This window comes from Limnohabitans lacus (genome assembly GCF_030053395.1).
Taxonomy (GTDB): domain Bacteria; phylum Pseudomonadota; class Gammaproteobacteria; order Burkholderiales; family Burkholderiaceae_C; genus Limnohabitans_A; species Limnohabitans_A lacus.
In genome coordinates, this window is record NZ_JASGBH010000002.1 from 135,520 (window position 1) to 150,504 (window position 14,985).

Annotated in this window: 15 protein-coding genes; 7 read left to right on the forward strand and 8 right to left on the reverse strand. The window is 62.7% G+C overall.

The genetic code is table 11. The features are described 5' to 3' along the window. Window positions 1-9: 9 nt before the first annotated feature. A complete protein-coding gene (locus QLQ16_RS03200) occupies window positions 10-987 on the reverse strand; it encodes an AraC family transcriptional regulator (protein ID WP_108414490.1) in 978 nt (325 codons plus the stop codon). Between the two features lie 134 nt (window positions 988-1,121). Here QLQ16_RS03200 and QLQ16_RS03205 point away from each other — a divergent pair, with 134 nt between their 5' ends. The 5 genes from QLQ16_RS03205 to QLQ16_RS03225 all read left to right on the forward strand — a co-directional run bounded on the left by QLQ16_RS03205 (window position 1,122) and on the right by QLQ16_RS03225 (window position 7,209). After that, a complete protein-coding gene (locus QLQ16_RS03205; RefSeq protein ID WP_283223243.1) occupies window positions 1,122-2,072 on the forward strand; it encodes a fatty acid desaturase in 951 nt (316 codons plus the stop codon). Window positions 2,073-2,081: 9 nt separating this feature from the next. Further along, window positions 2,082-2,246 carry a rubredoxin gene (locus QLQ16_RS03210; RefSeq protein WP_108414488.1) on the forward strand — a complete coding sequence of 55 codons (165 nt, stop codon included), beginning with the start codon at window positions 2,082-2,084 and terminating at the stop codon, window positions 2,244-2,246. Between the two features lie 39 nt (window positions 2,247-2,285). Further along, on the forward strand, window positions 2,286-3,866 hold the full coding sequence (locus QLQ16_RS03215) for a hypothetical protein (protein WP_283223244.1): 1,581 nt from the start codon (window positions 2,286-2,288) through the stop codon (window positions 3,864-3,866). 52 nt (window positions 3,867-3,918) lie between these two features. Further along, a complete protein-coding gene (locus tag QLQ16_RS03220) occupies window positions 3,919-5,499 on the forward strand; it encodes a GMC family oxidoreductase (RefSeq protein ID WP_283223245.1) in 1,581 nt (526 codons plus the stop codon). 90 nt (window positions 5,500-5,589) lie between these two features. Then, entirely contained in the window at window positions 5,590-7,209 is a 1,620-nt protein-coding gene (locus QLQ16_RS03225) for a long-chain-fatty-acid--CoA ligase (RefSeq protein WP_283223246.1), read from the forward strand. Window positions 7,210-7,223: 14 nt separating this feature from the next. Here QLQ16_RS03225 and QLQ16_RS03230 read toward each other — a convergent pair whose 3' ends face one another. From QLQ16_RS03230 to pyrF, 3 genes are all read right to left on the reverse strand, one after another. Further along, window positions 7,224-7,844 (reverse strand): glutathione S-transferase family protein, encoded by a 621-nt coding sequence (locus QLQ16_RS03230; RefSeq protein ID WP_283223247.1) that lies wholly within the window; start codon window positions 7,842-7,844, stop codon window positions 7,224-7,226. Further along, on the reverse strand, window positions 7,841-8,563 hold the full coding sequence (locus tag QLQ16_RS03235; protein WP_283223248.1) for a glutathione S-transferase family protein: 723 nt from the start codon (window positions 8,561-8,563) through the stop codon (window positions 7,841-7,843). The genes QLQ16_RS03230 and QLQ16_RS03235 overlap by 4 nt, the downstream gene beginning before the upstream one ends. A 62-nt stretch (window positions 8,564-8,625) precedes the next feature. Next, a complete protein-coding gene (gene pyrF / locus QLQ16_RS03240) occupies window positions 8,626-9,468 on the reverse strand; it encodes an orotidine-5'-phosphate decarboxylase (RefSeq protein WP_283223249.1) in 843 nt (280 codons plus the stop codon). Between the two features lie 36 nt (window positions 9,469-9,504). On the opposite strand from pyrF, the gene QLQ16_RS03245 reads away from it, so the two are divergent. Then, the gene (locus QLQ16_RS03245) at window positions 9,505-10,386 is read left to right on the forward strand and encodes a DMT family transporter (RefSeq protein ID WP_283223250.1); all 882 of its coding nucleotides are present in this window, start codon (window positions 9,505-9,507) and stop codon (window positions 10,384-10,386) included. A gap of 6 nt (window positions 10,387-10,392) precedes the next feature. Here the strand turns inward: QLQ16_RS03245 and QLQ16_RS03250 are convergent, their stop codons facing one another. The 4 genes from QLQ16_RS03250 to QLQ16_RS03265 are packed head-to-tail and all read right to left on the reverse strand — an operon-like array spanning window position 10,393 to window position 13,448. Further along, on the reverse strand, window positions 10,393-11,235 hold the full coding sequence (locus QLQ16_RS03250) for a uracil-DNA glycosylase (RefSeq protein ID WP_283223251.1): 843 nt from the start codon (window positions 11,233-11,235) through the stop codon (window positions 10,393-10,395). A gap of 13 nt (window positions 11,236-11,248) precedes the next feature. Next, on the reverse strand, window positions 11,249-11,743 hold the full coding sequence (gene rimI / locus QLQ16_RS03255; RefSeq protein WP_283223252.1) for a ribosomal protein S18-alanine N-acetyltransferase: 495 nt from the start codon (window positions 11,741-11,743) through the stop codon (window positions 11,249-11,251). Further along, window positions 11,740-12,492 carry a tRNA (adenosine(37)-N6)-threonylcarbamoyltransferase complex dimerization subunit type 1 TsaB gene (tsaB, locus tag QLQ16_RS03260; protein ID WP_283223253.1) on the reverse strand — a complete coding sequence of 251 codons (753 nt, stop codon included), beginning with the start codon at window positions 12,490-12,492 and terminating at the stop codon, window positions 11,740-11,742. Before tsaB ends, rimI begins: the two co-directional genes overlap by 4 nt. Then, window positions 12,489-13,448, reverse strand: a complete 960-nt coding sequence (locus QLQ16_RS03265) for a DMT family transporter (RefSeq protein ID WP_283223254.1) — start codon at window positions 13,446-13,448, stop codon at window positions 12,489-12,491. Before QLQ16_RS03265 ends, tsaB begins: the two co-directional genes overlap by 4 nt. 53 nt (window positions 13,449-13,501) lie before the next feature. On the opposite strand from QLQ16_RS03265, the gene dacB reads away from it, so the two are divergent. After that, window positions 13,502-14,983, forward strand: coding sequence for a D-alanyl-D-alanine carboxypeptidase/D-alanyl-D-alanine endopeptidase (gene dacB, locus QLQ16_RS03270; protein WP_283223255.1), 1,482 nt, complete (start codon window positions 13,502-13,504; stop codon window positions 14,981-14,983). The last annotated feature ends 2 nt before the right edge of the window (window positions 14,984-14,985 follow it).

The window sequence follows — 14,985 nt, forward strand, 5'->3', positions numbered from 1 at the left end:
TCAGGCCGGTCAAAAACTTTTGCGGTATTCCAGCGGTGTGCAGCCGCGCCAGCGCCTGAAGCTGCGGCTGAAGTTGGTGTCGTCGACAAAGCCCAAGCGCTCTGCGATCGCGCTCATGGGCAGCTTGGTGTTTTTCAATAACCAGCAGGCCATCTCGCTTTTGGCCTCGTCGAGCACAGACTGGTAAGTCACCCCCTCGGCGACCAGTCGACGGATCAAGGTACGCGGTGACATGGCCAAGCGCTCAGCCGCCGCCTTGAGGCTGGGCCAGTCTTGCCGCTCGCCCGGCATCATGGTGTGCAAGCGCGAGACCAAGCTGCCGTCAATTTCGGCCAGCTCTTCTTCACAGCTGCGGCAGGCGCTGGCATAAAGCTTGGCATCGGCCGTCGGCGTGGCTTTGCGAGCAATGGCTTGCGGTACGCGCAAAGCGGTTTGCGCTTGGGCATAGTGCATTTGCATGGGCACATGCAAAGGCACTTCGCCGTTCCAATGCGCGTCAAAGTGCATGTGCGCGGCAGCCTCGTCGCCCGCCACGCCCTGGATCATCTTGAACACCGAGACCGCAGTACCGATTTCGCAAAAGGTGCGCAGGGGCCCCAGCGGCATGCGCGGCTCCAGCACCAAACGAACTTCTGAATCGTCGTCTTGACAGCGGTAATGGAAAAAACGGTTGCGCATCGACGCATACCGCGCCAGGGTGTGCATGGCATCGCCCACGGTGGGACTGGACACCACCGCATAGCCCATGGCCCCGTGGGCCGATGCCGGAATCAGGCTGCCCAAGTCGATGCCCAAATAGGGCTGCTGGGCCACGCCCAATTGCGCCAGCAAGGGCGACACGTCCAGAACAGACACCATGCGCCCCCCTTCGGGCAAACGCAGGTCCACCGCCAGGCCCATGCGTTCGGCCAGTGCGATGGCGATGCGCACATAGGCCGGGTGGATGACGCCTTCGCGCCAAGCCGCAGGGAGGGTGGGTTCATTCATGCGCAGAGATTGTCACTTAATGAAGAAATATTGTCACTTGCTGAGCTGTCCGAAAAGTGACCGCTCCAGACAATGGCAAGAACACACAAACGCTTGGTGGCATGCACCGCTAAGCCAACCAGAGAGACAACGCCATGTCATCGAATGCTTCTTCGAAAAATCCGATCTCGGTCTCGGCAGAGAAAAAAACCGAGCTGTATCGGCTAACGAACCCACCCGTGATTGCCTGGCCCACTTTGGCCATTTTGGTGTTCATCGTGGTGGGCATTGTGGGCACCGACACCTTGGCGCTGCAGGGGCATGTGCCCCTTTGGGCAGCAGCCATGTTCAATGTGCTGTTCATGTACCCCATCTTTCACGTGGCCCATGACGCCACGCACCGCAGTGCGTCATCGAATGTGCAGATCAACGACTGGATGGGCCGCATCGCCTTGCTGATGATCGCGCCGCAGGTGTCTCTCAGCACCTTCCGCTATTCGCACATGATCCACCACCGCTTCACCAATGAAGCCAAAGACCCCGACCATTACGCGCACGGCCCTTGGTGGAACATTGTTTTCCGATGGATGACCTTTGACCTGTCGTACGCGGTCTACAACTGGCGCTCTGGCGACCCACGGGGCGTGAAGACCCTCAAAGACACACTGCCGCTGGCTGCCATGACCGTCGCGGGGGTGGCAGCCTTGGTCTATTTCGGCTACGGCTGGGAGGTGGTGATGCTCTGGTTGATTCCAGCGCGCATCACCACGGCACTGATCGGTTTTGTGTTCTTGTGGCTGCCGCATCTGGACGGCGACGAACACGGGCAACTGCAGCACATCACCACCGCCGAATCCACCCAGAACAACCTGACCGCCGGCACCACCGTGCGCATGGGCCATGAGCCCTTGATGGACACGCTGATGCAATGGCACAACTACCACCTGATCCACCATTTGTGGCCGACCACACCCTCCTATAACCACCGCAAAGTCTGGCAGTTGATGGAAACCGAGTTGCGTGCCCGCGATTTGCGCATTCAGCATGGCTTTGCACTCATCCCCACCTTCCACCCCGGTGGCACCACCGTCATCGGATCACACTGAAAGGCCGCAATGAAGAAATACCGCTGCGCGTATTGCGCCCATGTGTACGACGAAGCCGTGGGTGACCCAGACACGGGCGTCCCGCCTGGCACCCCGTTTGAAGACTTGCCCGAAGACTGGTGCTGCCTGGAGTGCGGTGCCATGAAATCGGACTACCACCTGATCGAAGACTGATACAAGTCTGATGACCCAGAAAAAAAAGGAGACAAGTTCATGAAAAAATTTCTGAAAATCACGGGCATCCTGCTGTTTGCACTGATCGCCTTGGTGGCTGCGGCGTTGCTGTGGGCCACTTCGCGTTTGGCCAAAGACGACCCCAACATCCCCCGTCCCAGTTACAAGCAGTATGAAATGGGCCAAGGCGCAGCAGACCGCACACCCAAGCCCAGCGATGTGGGCTTTGTGGTTGACAGCGCGGGCCGTGGCCGGATCGTGCCGCCCATGCCACCCGAAAAGCCCATGGACATCCACACCGCGGCCAACCAGAAACACAACCTGAGCCTGCGCTCGTGCTTTTGGCCGGGTCCTCGCGCACGCAACGGTGTCTTCACCAACGACGCCAACTCCTTCTCGTTGGAAAACCAATTCCCCGATACGGGCACCACCTACATCCCCACAGCTTTGAAGCTGCCTGAAGGCGCCAAGCTCGTGGTGCAAGGTGATTTTCCGCACATGCGTCACTGGAACTTCAACACATACAACCCGCGTGGCGAGCCACAAGACGCTCTCAACGATGTAGAGATCGTGCCCGATGCTGGCTCAGTCAACCCCTTCTTGCCTGGTGTTCCCCGCGACGCCAAAAACCGCCGCTACACCTTCACCATTGTGAACGGCAAGCCTGCCACACCGCGTCCGGCCAACACGCTCTACACCTTTGCCGATGCAGGCAAAGAAGTCTTCTTGTGGATGCGCAACTATGTGCCCGACCACAGCAGCGACTACCTGGGCAGTGTGGCGCTGCCCAGCGTGTCCATGGTCACAGCCGACGGCCAACGACTGGAAGGCGATGCCGCTTGCGAAGCCAGCAACACGCCGATGCGTGGCAAGCAATTGCCCAGCTCGGTCGATGGCCGCGCCTGGGTCTTACTGACCCACCTGCCTTGGGTGGACACGGCCAACGTGGGCGCGAAAGACGTCGAGGCCCGTCCCCTGCAAGCCTTTTTCAACCGCAAGCAGGTGGTGAGCGATTTGTTCTTCCCCCTGCTCACGGCCAAGCAACCGGAACAAATCGGCGGCTGGTGGAGCAACAAGGTCACGCGTTATGGCTACACCTACCTCAGCCGCAATTACGGTCAGGTCTATGTGATGACGGCCAAGATGCCGCGTACCCCCAAAAATTGGCATGGCGAAAAGGACAACCCATCTGATTACGACATGCGTTATGCCTCGGTCTGCACCGGTGGTTCCTTGACGGCTGCCAGCACGCCCGACTGCATCTATGACGAGCAACTGGCCGCCAGCGCTGACGACACGGGGCGCTATGCCTTGGTGATTTCGCGCCAGGAAGACCGCCCCAGCAACGCCAATGCCCAATGCGGTGTGGCCTGGATCGACATGGGCAATGGCGACGGCATGGTCGGTGGCTCGCCGCAATTCGCATCGCTCATCAACCGCCACACCCAGGTGCATGCGGACTTCAAGCACAGCTGGTTTGCCGTGACCCAACCGGGCACCGAAAAACAAGCCATGGGCGAGTACCTGCCCTATGTGCTCAACCTCAAGGCCAAAGACCGCTTTGAAGCGCTGGGCTGTCCTGTCGACAAAACCAAACTCTGGGCCATGCTGCCCAAGTGACAAGAAATGGCCATGCCGCCTTGTAGCATGGCCCAAACAAATGGAGACAAGCATGGACATGGATTACATCGTGATCGGTGGCGGCTCGGGCGGCAGCGTGATGGCCGGCCGACTGAGCGAGAACGCCGATGTGCAAGTCATGCTGTTGGAAGCTGGCGGCCGAGGCGACAGCTGGCTGGTGAACACCCCCGCAGCAGCGGTGGCGATGCTGCCGACCCGCATCAACAATTACGCTTTTGAAACCGTGCCGCAAGCCGGCTTGAACGGCCGCCGTGGCTACCAGCCACGCGGCAAAGGGCTGGGCGGCTCATCGGCCATCAACGCCATGGTCTACACGCGCGGCCACCGCAGCGATTACGACCATTGGGCGGCACTGGGCAATGCGGGCTGGTCTTACGACGAGCTCTTGCCCTACTTCAAGCGCAGCGAAAACAATGGCCGCATCCAGGACGGATTTCATGGCAACGATGGTCCTCTGCATGTGTCTGACCTGCAGACCCAGAACCCCTTTCAGCAGATTTACCTGAACGCCGCGCGGGAAGCGGGTTTCCCGATCAACGACGACTTCAACGGGGCCACGCAAGAAGGCTTAGGGGTTTACCAAGTCACGCAGCGCAACGGCGAGCGCTGGAGCGCCGCGCGAGGCTACCTGCAACCGCACATGGGACAGCGCCAGAACCTGCATGTCGAAACCGGCGTTCAGGTCACGCGCATCCTGTTTGAAGGCCGCCGTGCTGTGGGTGTCGAGTGCATCCAGTCCGGCAGCAAGCGGGTGATCCGGGCGCGCCGCGAAGTGATCTTGTGCGCAGGCGCTTTCCAGTCGCCACAGTTGCTGATGGTCTCGGGCGTGGGGCCTGGTGCGCATTTGCAGCAGCACGGCATCGAGGTGCTGCACGACTTGCCCGGCGTGGGCCAAAACCTGCAAGACCACCCCGACTTCATCTTTGGCTACGCCGCCAAAAGCCTGGACCTGATGGGCATCTCGTTGGGCGGTACAGCACACATGGCCAAGGAGACCTTGACATACATCCGCACGCGGCAAGGCTTCATCGGCACCAACTACGCCGAAGCCGGTGGCTTCTTGAAAACAGACCCTTCGCTGGCAGCGCCCGATGTGCAGCTGCACTTCGTGGTGGGCTTGGTGGAAGACCACGCACGCAAGTTGCATGCGGCGCACGGCTATTCGTGCCATGTGTGCGTGTTGCGCCCCAAGAGCCGTGGACAAGTCACGCTGGCCCATGCCGATGCACGCCAAGCACCGCTGATCGACCCGGCCTTTTTGGCGCACGACGATGATCTGGAAACCTTGCTCAAAGGCTACAAACTCACCCAGCAACTGATGAACGCCCCCGCCTTGGCCAGCGTGCGGCACCAAGATGTGTTCACCGCAGGGGTGCAGACAGACGATCAGATCCGCCATCTCTTGCGCGAGCGCTCTGACACCGTGTACCACCCGGTGGGGACCTGCAAGATGGGCACCGACGCCATGGCGGTGGTCAGCCCCACCCTGCAAGTGCATGGCCTCGAAGGCCTGCGCGTGGTGGACGCCTCCGTCATGCCCACCTTGATTGGCGCCAACACCAACGCCACCGTGATCGCGATGGCCGAAAAAGCCGTGGACTTGATCCGCTGAATGGCCACGGCGGACCGATATGATGGCAAGCACCACGGCGCCGCAAGCGCGCACCACATGCATTCAATACACTTGAAAACGAGAGACAACATGCCCCAAGCCGGCCTCATGATGAACCGCCCCCTGCTCATTTCGGGCATCCTTGAACACGGCGCTGCGCAGTTCGGCGATCAGGAAATCGTCTCGCGCGAGACGCACGGCCCGCTGCACCGCTACAACTATGCCGATGCAGCCAAGCGTGCGCGCCAACTGGCCAACGCACTGGCGCACATGGGCCTCAAGGTGGGCAGCGCGGTCGGCTCGATCGCCTGGAACAACCACCGCCACCTGGAGGCGTATTACGCCGTCTCGGGCAGCGGCATGGTCATGCACACCTGCAACCCCCGCCTGCACCCGCAGCAGCTGATCTATGTGATCAATCACGCCGAAGACGAGGTGGTGCTGTTTGACGCCACCTTCGCGCCGTTGGTCAAAGGCATTGCCGCGCATTGCCCCCAAGTGCGCGCCTGGGTGTGCCTGGCCGATGCGGCCAATACGCCCACCATCGAAGGCGTGAACGTGATGAACTACGAGGACCTGATCACCGGCCACAGCGACAGCTTCGACTGGCCCGAATTGGACGATCAAACCGGCGCTGCACTTTGCTACACCTCAGGCACCACCGGCAACCCCAAGGGCGTGCTGTACACGCACCGCGCCATCGTGCTGGATGCGACCACCGCCTGCCTGCCCGATGTGCTGGGTTTTTCCACGCAAGAGACGGTTCTGCCCGTGGTGCCCATGTTCCACATCAACGCCTGGTGCATCCCTTATGCCGCGCTGGTGGCGGGCACCAAACTGGTTTTCCCCGGCCCCAAGCTCGACGGCGCCAGCCTGTTCGAGTTGATGGAGGCCGAGCAGGTCACCATCAGCGCGGGCGTGCCCACCATCTGGATGGGCCTGATCCAGCACGCCGAGCAAAACAATCTGCGTTTTTCGAGCATGAAGCGCACCTGCGTGGGCGGCTCGGCCATGCCGATGGCGCTGATCGCCAAGTTCATGGACAACTATGGCGTGGAAGTGCGCCACGGCTGGGGCATGACCGAGACCACCGCCGTGGCCACCATGAGCAACCTGAGCCGTGCCGACCGCCTCAAGCCCGCCGCAGAGCAGCACGCCATCGTGGCCAAGCAAGGCAAGACCGTCTCGGGCATCGAGATCAAGATCGTCGATGAAAACGGCGCCACGCTGCCACGCGACGGCATCTCACAAGGCGAGTTGATGGTGCGCGGTCAGTGGATCGTGGAGCGCTACTTCAAGGCCGAGAAAACCGCGCTGGTGGACGGCTGGTTCCCAACGGGCGACATCGCCACCATCGACCCGCACGGCACCATGCAGATCCGCGACCGCACCAAGGACGTGATCAAAACCGGTGGCGAATGGATCAGCTCGATCGACTTGGAAAACGCCGCTGTGGGCCACCCCGCCGTGGCCATGGCCGCGGTGATTGGTGTGAAGCACCCCAAGTGGGACGAGCGCCCGCTGCTGTTCATCGTGCGCAAGCCAGGGCAATCGCTTGAAAAGCAAGAGATCCTCGACTTCCTCACCACCAAGGTGGCCAAGTGGTGGGTGCCCGACGATGTGGTCTTCCTCGAATCGCTGCCCGTGGGCGGCACCGGCAAAGTTCAAAAGAACGAGCTGCGCAAGGACTACGGCGGCGTGTTCAGCTGATCAAGCTCAGCCCATCACACCTTGGCGCTTGGCCGATCGTTCATGCGGTCGCGCCACGCCTGCAAGGCATGCATGCCCTCGTCGCCGGGCACGAACTTCATCAAGCCCCGCGCAAACTCCAGCGCACAAAACGCGGTGATGTCGGCAATGGTGAAGCGCTCGCCCGCGATCCAAGGCTGGCTTTGCAGACGCTGGTCAAAACCCCGCGCCACATCGCGCACCTTCTCGGCTTGTGAGCGGCCAAACTCGGGGAACTGGGGCTTTTCAAGTGCCGCCAAACCCGGGTGGCTGTGGCGGATCGCGTTGGCAATACCGCCCAGCAAATACAGCTCCACTTGCCGGTCGGCCATCTCAATAAAACCGCGCTCGTCGCCGTCCACGCCCATCAGGTTGGGCTCGGGGTAGCGGCCTTCGAGCAAAGTGCAGATCGCCCGCGTCTCGGTGATCACGCGGCCATCGTCCAGCTCCAGCGCGGGCACTTTGGCCAGCGGGCTCTTGGCCAAATATTCAGGCTGACGGTGCTCGCCACCGTTCAGGTCCATGTTGACCATCTCGATGCCGGTGATGTTTTTCTCGACCAGAAACATCAACACCCGACGGGGGCTGGGGGCGCGGTGGGCGGTGTAGAGCTTCATGGTTGGTCCTTGTTGAGGGCGCTTTGGTTTTGGCCCATCTCGACCATCTTGCGGGCTTCTTCAGAAAACTTCTTGGCGGCATCATCCCCGTCTTTGGTGAGGTTGATGCGCGACGGTGGCGCTTCGATGCCACGCAACACCGCCGGGCGCTGGCGGATCGCATCCATCCAACGCTTGAGGTGGGGCAGGTCATCCACCTCCACGCCCGACCAGCGGTGCGTGCGCACCCAGGCCCAATTGGCGATGTCGGCAATCGAATAGTCGCCCGCCAGGTATTCGTGGTCTTTCAGGTGGCTGTCGAGCACGGTGAACAGGCGCTTGCTCTCGCCCTGGTAACGGTCGATCGCGGGCTGGATTTTTTCGGGGAAGTAACGGAAGAACACATTGGCCTGCCCCATCATGGGCCCGATGCCCCCCATCTGGAACATCAGCCACTGCAACACACGCGAGCGGCCCTTGGCGTCGGTGGGCATGAGCTGGCCGGTTTTCTCGGCCAGGTAAATCAGGCAAGCGCCCGACTCGAACACCGCAAAGTCATCGGCAGCTCGGTCCACGATGGCAGGGATTCGCCCGTTGGGGCAGATGGCCAAAAAGTCAGGCCGCTTTTGCTCGCCCTTGGACAGGTCCAACACCTTGAGCGTGTAAGGCAGCACCAACTCTTCGAGCGCGATGGAGACTTTGTGCCCATTGGGCGTGGCGGCGGTGTAGAGGTCGATCATGGGGGGAGGCTAACAGCCGCGCCCAGCGTGCACTGGCACGCAGATGACAACCCGAGGACAACTCAGCCCTTGGCCGCTTCCAGCGTGTCCCGCGTTTGCATGGCCACTTGGCGTGCTGCCGCTGCAAAGTCATCACCACTCGATGCGTAGAGCACCGCACGCGATGAGTTGACGATGATCGAGCCCGCGCTGGAGCCGTCGGCATTCGCACGCCAGCCGGCCTTGACGGTGGCCACGGCGTCGCCGCCTTGTGCGCCCACGCCGGGGATCAGCAGGGGCACGGTGGGGGCAATGGCTCGCACGCGTTCGATCTCGGCGGGGTAGGTGGCACCCACCACCAGGCCCAGTTGGCCGTTCAGGTTCCAGGGGCCTTGGGCCAGACCGGCGATGTGTTCGTACACGCGGGGTTGGCCCTCGACCGAGGCCAGGCGCTGGTTTTGCAGATCGTCGCCGCCGGGGTTGGAGGTGCGGCACAGCAAGAATGCGCCTTTGCCTTCGTACTTCAGGTACGGGGCGACCGAGTCCCAGCCCATGAAGGGCGAGAGGGTCACGGCGTCGGCGCCGTAGCGCTCGAAGGCTTCTTTGGCGTATTGCTCGGCCGTCGAACCGATGTCGCCACGCTTGGCGTCCAAAATGATCGGCACATGGGGTGCGACGCGGCGCATGTGCTCCATCAGGCGTTCGAGCTGGCCTTCGGCGCGGTGGGCAGCGAAGTAGGCGATTTGCGGCTTGAAGCTGCTGACCAGATCGGCCGTGGCGTCCACGATGGCGGCGCAAAAGTCGTAGATCTTGTTGGCATCGCCCTTCATGCCCGCAGGGAACTTGGTGGGTTCGGGGTCCAGGCCCACACAAAGCATGGAGCCGTTTTGGCGCTCGGCGGTGCGCAACATGTCGAGGAAGGTCATGGCTTGATTTTAAAGGCGCAAGCTAAGATGACCGCCATGCACAAGCTCACACCGCGTCAATGGACCGTTCTGGTTCTGCTCACCCTTGTTTGGGGCATCAACTGGCCGATCATGAAAATCGGCGTGACGGGCTTTCCGCCGCTGACCTTTCGCACCATTTGCATGTGGCTGGGCACGCCCGTTTTGGGCTTGGTGCTGCTGGCCCAAGGCGTGCCGTTTCGCATCGAGCGCAAGCATTGGCGCGAGTTGTTCACGCTGGCCACCTTCAACATGTTTTTTTGGCACGGCCTGATCATCGTGGCGGTGCAGTCGCTGTCCAGCGGGCGGGCGGCGATTTTGGGCTACACCATGCCCATGTTTTCAGCTCTGCTGGGGGCGCTGGTGTTTGGCGACCGGCTGGCCCAGCGGGCCTGGGGCGGGGTGGCGGCGGCATCGCTGGGGGTGGTCTTGCTGCTGTGGCACGAAATCTCCAACCTCACGGGCAAGCCCGTGGGCGTGTTGCTGGCTTTGGGCGCGGCCAGCACCTGGGCGCTGGGCACACAGCTGCTGCGGCGCACCCAAATGCCGGTACCCATCTTGACGATTTCCTTCTGGATGGCGGCCCTGACCACCTTGGTGATGACGGCCCTGGCTTTTGTTCTGGAGCGCGATCAGTGGCATGCGCCTTCAGATGCAACCTGGGGCGCCATCGCTTTCAATGCATTGCTGGTGTTCGGCTTTGCGCAAGCGGCTTGGTTTTACCTGGCCCGCAGCTTGCCGCCGGTGGCCTCCACCCTCAGCGTGATGCTGATCCCGGTGCTGGGGGTGTTCACCGGCGCGGTGTGGCTGGGTGAAGTCTTGCACTGGCAGGACTGGGCGGCTGTGCTGTTGATGATGGTGTCGATCGCAGCCGTGCTCTGGCCCAAAAAACCCAAATGAGCAAGCTCAGGACTGAACGGTCTTGAGCGCCAGCACCAGATCAGCCCAGGCCTTGGCCTTGTCGGCGGGGTTGCGCAGCAAATACGAGGGGTGGTAGGTCACCACCACCGGCACGCCTTGGTGGGTGTGGACTTGGCCGCGCAGCTTGCCCAGAGGCTCGGTGGTTTGCAACACCGACTGCACCGCAAAGCGGCCCATGAGCAAGATGATCTTGGGTTGCACCAAAGCCACTTGCCGCACCAGATAGGGCGCGCAGGTGGCCAGCTCCTCGGGGCTGGGGTTTTGGGTGCCGGGGGTGCGGCACTTGGTCACGTTGGCGATGTAGACACCGCCTTCGCCCTGGGCCTTGCGGCTCAGGCCCACGGCTTTGAGCATGTTGTCGAGCAGCTGCCCGGCTTGGCCCGCAAAGGGTTCACCGGCCAGATCGTCCTCTTCGCTGGGGGCTTCGCCCACGACCAGCCAGTCGGCATGCACATCGCCCACACCGAACACCGAATTCTTGCGCTGCGCGCACAGGCCACAGGCCTCGCAGGCGGCCGCCGTTTGTTGCAAGGCGGCCCAGTCCATGCGGTCCACACCATCGGCCAAAGGCTTGACGGCCAGCGCGGGTGAGGCGGCACGGGCAGGCGGCGGCGCCAATGGCGCGGGCCTGGCTGGCGGCTGCGCCACCGATGGGGCGGCGGGCGTCACAGCGGCTGGCGCAGCAGTGGCCACAGGCGCTTGAGCGGCTGGCGCATCGGGGGCGACCGCAGGCTCTGCCGGCGACGATGGCCACCACACGCGCACGCCCATCTCGGCCAGCATGGCGCGTTGGCGGTCGTCCAGGTCAAATCGGGTGGGGTCGCTCATCAGTCAATCCGGTTCACAGCTTCAAACTCATCACCACCGCGTGTTCACGCTGTTGGCGGTCTGCTGGATAGTAATCCTTGCGCAGGCCCACACGCACAAAGCCATAACGCTCGTACACCTGCAAAGCGCGGGCATTGCTCTGGCGCACCTCCAGCCACAGCGTTTGTGCGCCCACGTGGCGCGACATCAGGCTCAAGGCATCGAGCATCATGTGCGCCCAGCCTTGGCCCTGACGGACCGGGGCCACGGTGATGTTGAGCAAGTGCATTTCTTCCACGCCGTGCATGGCCAGAAAGTAGCCCAAGAGTTCATCGCCCAGCCACAGGCATTGGGCCTCGAACAGCGGGTTCAATGAGTCGCGGAAATTGCCGCGCGACCAAGGGTGACTGTAGGCCGTTTGCTCGATGGCCATGACCGCATCCAGGTTCTCGGGTGTCATGCCCCGCAAGGTGACGGCATTGCGGATGTCTTCTGTCGGCTGCGGGCGGGCGGACATGGTGGCGCTCATGGGGTCTCCGCGGCCTTGGCCAAAGCCGCCTGGGCCTTCATGGCTTCGCGCTCGGCGGTGGTGTTGGCCACTTTGTCACGGATGTACAAGGGCATGGCCTGATCGGCGGGCACCGCACGGCCTTGCGCCCACAAGGCAGGCGCCAAACGCAGCAGGGCCGATGCCGTGGGCAAGGCCGCCAAGCGTTCAGGGCCAGCAAGCAAGCGCGGGCCATAGGCCTCAAACACATTGCCCGCCAGCACAGCGGCTGTGGCCTTCACTTGCTCGGGTGCGCTGACCTGCAAGTCCGACACGCCCTGCCAAGTCTGGTTGACCGCAGTCCATTGGTAAGCCGCGCTGTACACCTCGTCCATGCGGGCGTCCAACATGGCCAGCACCGACACATCGGCATCGGCCGCCCCGGCTTGCACACGCTGCCAGCGGGCTTCTTCGGCCACGGCCAACAAGGTGTCCACCGGCAAGACGGGCAGGTCCGCACCAAAGGCCAAGCCCTGGGCCACGGCACAGGCCGTGCGCAAACCCGTGAACGAACCCGGGCCCCGGCCAAACACAATGGCCGTGAGCGAGGCCAGGGGCATGTCGGCTTCGGCCAGCATGGCCATGACGGCTGGGATCAAACCACTGGACGCTTGTGCGCCACCGGGCAAGGTTTGCGTCCAGACCTGATCGCCTCGGGCCACGGCCAAAGACAGCACATCGGTGCTGGTGTCCATGGCCAGCCATCGCAACTCGGTTGAATGAAGACTCATGCTTTGCTTTCAGCGGCAGGCTTGGCCTGACGCACCCCAAACAAAATACCGCCGGTGACCAGCGCCAGCCCGGCCAGCAAATTCCAGTGCATGGGCTCGCCCAAAAACCAGACCGCCCCCAAGGCCGACAAACCCGGCACCAAGGCCGTGATCATGGTCGAGCGCACAGGACCAAAGTGCCGCACCATCTGCGTGAAGGTGATGCCCGAAATCACCACCGAGCCCACGCCCTGAAAGGCGGTTTGAAACAAAATCTCGGACCACGGCGCTTGGGGCAAATGGGTGGGCAGCACACCCGTGATGGTGAGCAGCGCGTAGGCCGGCACAAAAAACACAAACGCAAACGCTGTGATGGCCATGGTGGCGCGCACCGCGTCCAGGCCAAACCGGCGCACCGTGACGCTGTAGGCCGCCCAGCTGCAAGCGGCGCACATGAACAGCAAATCGCCCTTCCAAACATCGCCGCCCTCAAAAGCCTTGAGCAAACTCAAGCCCCCCACCAGCAAGTCGCCCAGCACAATGAAGCCCAAGCCCAACGCCCGACCAGAAGAGACCTTTTCACGCAGAACCAGCCAGGCCAGCAAAGTGGTCCACAAGGGCAAGCTGCCGGGCAACAAGACGCTGGCATGGGCCGCCGGCGCAAAAAAGAAACCGCTGTAGGCCAGCACGGCGTAAAGAAGGCCACCAAAAAATCCGGCACGCACGGTCTGCCCCCAAGGCAAGGGCGAAAGGCCCAACAAGGAACCGGTTTTTTCGCCACGCTGGCGAGCAGGGCGCATGAGCCACCAAGCCCAAGGCAAGAGCACCGCACTGGCGCCCAAGATGCGGGCGAGCGCAATGTCCAGAGGCAGCAACCCCCGCGAAGCCGAGGCCCGCGCAATGACAATGAATCCGGTCCAGATCAGCACCGTGATGACGGCCGAGGCCAGGCCCACGGTTCGAGAAGAAAATCGCATGGCCCGAATCATACGGCCCCACCTGCACAGGCGCTGACCGTTAGACTTGCGGCATGAAGTTTTTCGCTCTGGGTTTGCGCCCTTTTTTGAGCCTCTGCATGGGCCTGTGTGCGGCACTGAGCACCGCCGCCAGCCTGGCCCATGACTTGCCGCCTGCCACGCTGCAAGCGCTGCGCCAAGCCAATGTGCCGCCCTCGGCCATCAGCGTTCAGGTGACCCCTTTGGGCAGCGCCACCCCACGCTTGGCACACCGGGCGCAAGTGGCTGTCAACCCCGCCTCGGTGATGAAGCTGATCACCACCTATGCGGGTCTGTCCTTGCTGGGGCCCGACTTCATCTGGCGCAATCGCGTGTATGCCGATGGCCCGATCAAGGACGGCGTGCTGCAAGGCAACTTGATCGTGCGCGGCAGCGGCGACCCCAAGCTGGTGATCGAGCGGCTGCAAGACCTGATGGCCCAGCTGAACGCTTTGGGCCTGCGCGATGTGCGGGGCGACATCGTGCTCGACCGCAGCGTGTTCGAGATCACGCCGCGCACCGAGGCGTTTGACGACGAGCCCCTGCGCCCCTACAACGTGAGCCCCGATGGCTTGCTGCTCAATTTCAAGGCGCTGATCTACACCTTCACACCCGATGCCAGCACCGGCCAAGTGGCCGTGCGGGTGGAGCCGCCATTGGCCGATTTCGATGCGCCACGCAGCGTGCCCATGGGCAACGGCCCTTGCCAGGACTGGCGCAGCCAGCTGCGGGCCGACTTTTCTCAGGCGCACCAGGTGCGCTTTTCGGGCAGCTACCCCGCCAGCTGTGGCGAGCGACCTTGGCCTGTGGCCTACCCCTCACCCGAGGTCTATGGCAGCAAACTGATCCAAGCCGCGTGGTTGGCCAACGGCAACCGGCTGGGTGGCCAGGTGCGCTACGGCAGTCTGCCGGCCAAAGCGCGTTTGCTGCTCGAAGCCCCCTCGCTGCCATTGGGCGAGGTGATTGCCGACATCAACAAGTTTTCGAACAACGTGATGGCGCAGCAATTGTTTTTGACGATGTCGAGCGACATGGGCGCGCCCGGGCGTTTTGAGGCCTCGCGCCTGCGGGTGCTGCAGTGGTGGCGCCAGCAGTTGCCAGCGCAAGACGAGCCGGTGCTGGACAACGGCTCGGGCCTGTCGCGCACCGAGCGCAGCAGCGCCCAAGCCCTGACGGCTTTGCTGCAATCGGCCAGCAACAGCCCCCATGCCCAGGCCTTTCAAAACTCTTTGTCGGTGGCGGGGGTGGATGGCACCAGCGCCCGCCTGCGCGATCGCAACCCCAACTCGCCGGTGATCGGCCAAGCTTGGCTCAAGACCGGCTCTTTGCGCGATGTGGCCTCGGTGGCCGGTTTTGTGCAAGGCCAAAGCGGCCAGCGCTACGCGGTGGTCGCCATCATCAACCACCCCAATGCCAACCAGGCCCGGCCCGCACTGGACCAGCTGCTGGAATGGACGGTACGGGACACGAACAACACCGACAGCCCCCGCACTGTGGCCAAACGCCAGCGACAATGAAG

What these genes read in the sequence shown, in the direction of transcription:
- QLQ16_RS03200 (WP_108414490.1), bottom strand. Translation starts at nt 987, where the DNA reads ATGAATGAACCCACCCTCCCTGCGGCTTGGCGCGAAGGCGTCATCCAC.
- QLQ16_RS03205 (WP_283223243.1), top strand. Translation starts at nt 1,122, where the DNA reads ATGTCATCGAATGCTTCTTCGAAAAATCCGATCTCGGTCTCGGCAGAG.
- QLQ16_RS03210 (WP_108414488.1), top strand. Translation starts at nt 2,082, where the DNA reads ATGAAGAAATACCGCTGCGCGTATTGCGCCCATGTGTACGACGAAGCC.
- QLQ16_RS03215 (WP_283223244.1), top strand. Translation starts at nt 2,286, where the DNA reads ATGAAAAAATTTCTGAAAATCACGGGCATCCTGCTGTTTGCACTGATC.
- QLQ16_RS03220 (WP_283223245.1), top strand. Translation starts at nt 3,919, where the DNA reads ATGGACATGGATTACATCGTGATCGGTGGCGGCTCGGGCGGCAGCGTG.
- QLQ16_RS03225 (WP_283223246.1), top strand. Translation starts at nt 5,590, where the DNA reads ATGCCCCAAGCCGGCCTCATGATGAACCGCCCCCTGCTCATTTCGGGC.
- QLQ16_RS03230 (WP_283223247.1), bottom strand. Translation starts at nt 7,844, where the DNA reads ATGAAGCTCTACACCGCCCACCGCGCCCCCAGCCCCCGTCGGGTGTTG.
- QLQ16_RS03235 (WP_283223248.1), bottom strand. Translation starts at nt 8,563, where the DNA reads ATGATCGACCTCTACACCGCCGCCACGCCCAATGGGCACAAAGTCTCC.
- pyrF (WP_283223249.1), bottom strand. Translation starts at nt 9,468, where the DNA reads ATGACCTTCCTCGACATGTTGCGCACCGCCGAGCGCCAAAACGGCTCC.
- QLQ16_RS03245 (WP_283223250.1), top strand. Translation starts at nt 9,505, where the DNA reads ATGCACAAGCTCACACCGCGTCAATGGACCGTTCTGGTTCTGCTCACC.
- QLQ16_RS03250 (WP_283223251.1), bottom strand. Translation starts at nt 11,235, where the DNA reads ATGAGCGACCCCACCCGATTTGACCTGGACGACCGCCAACGCGCCATG.
- rimI (WP_283223252.1), bottom strand. Translation starts at nt 11,743, where the DNA reads ATGAGCGCCACCATGTCCGCCCGCCCGCAGCCGACAGAAGACATCCGC.
- tsaB (WP_283223253.1), bottom strand. Translation starts at nt 12,492, where the DNA reads ATGAGTCTTCATTCAACCGAGTTGCGATGGCTGGCCATGGACACCAGC.
- QLQ16_RS03265 (WP_283223254.1), bottom strand. Translation starts at nt 13,448, where the DNA reads ATGCGATTTTCTTCTCGAACCGTGGGCCTGGCCTCGGCCGTCATCACG.
- dacB (WP_283223255.1), top strand. Translation starts at nt 13,502, where the DNA reads ATGAAGTTTTTCGCTCTGGGTTTGCGCCCTTTTTTGAGCCTCTGCATG.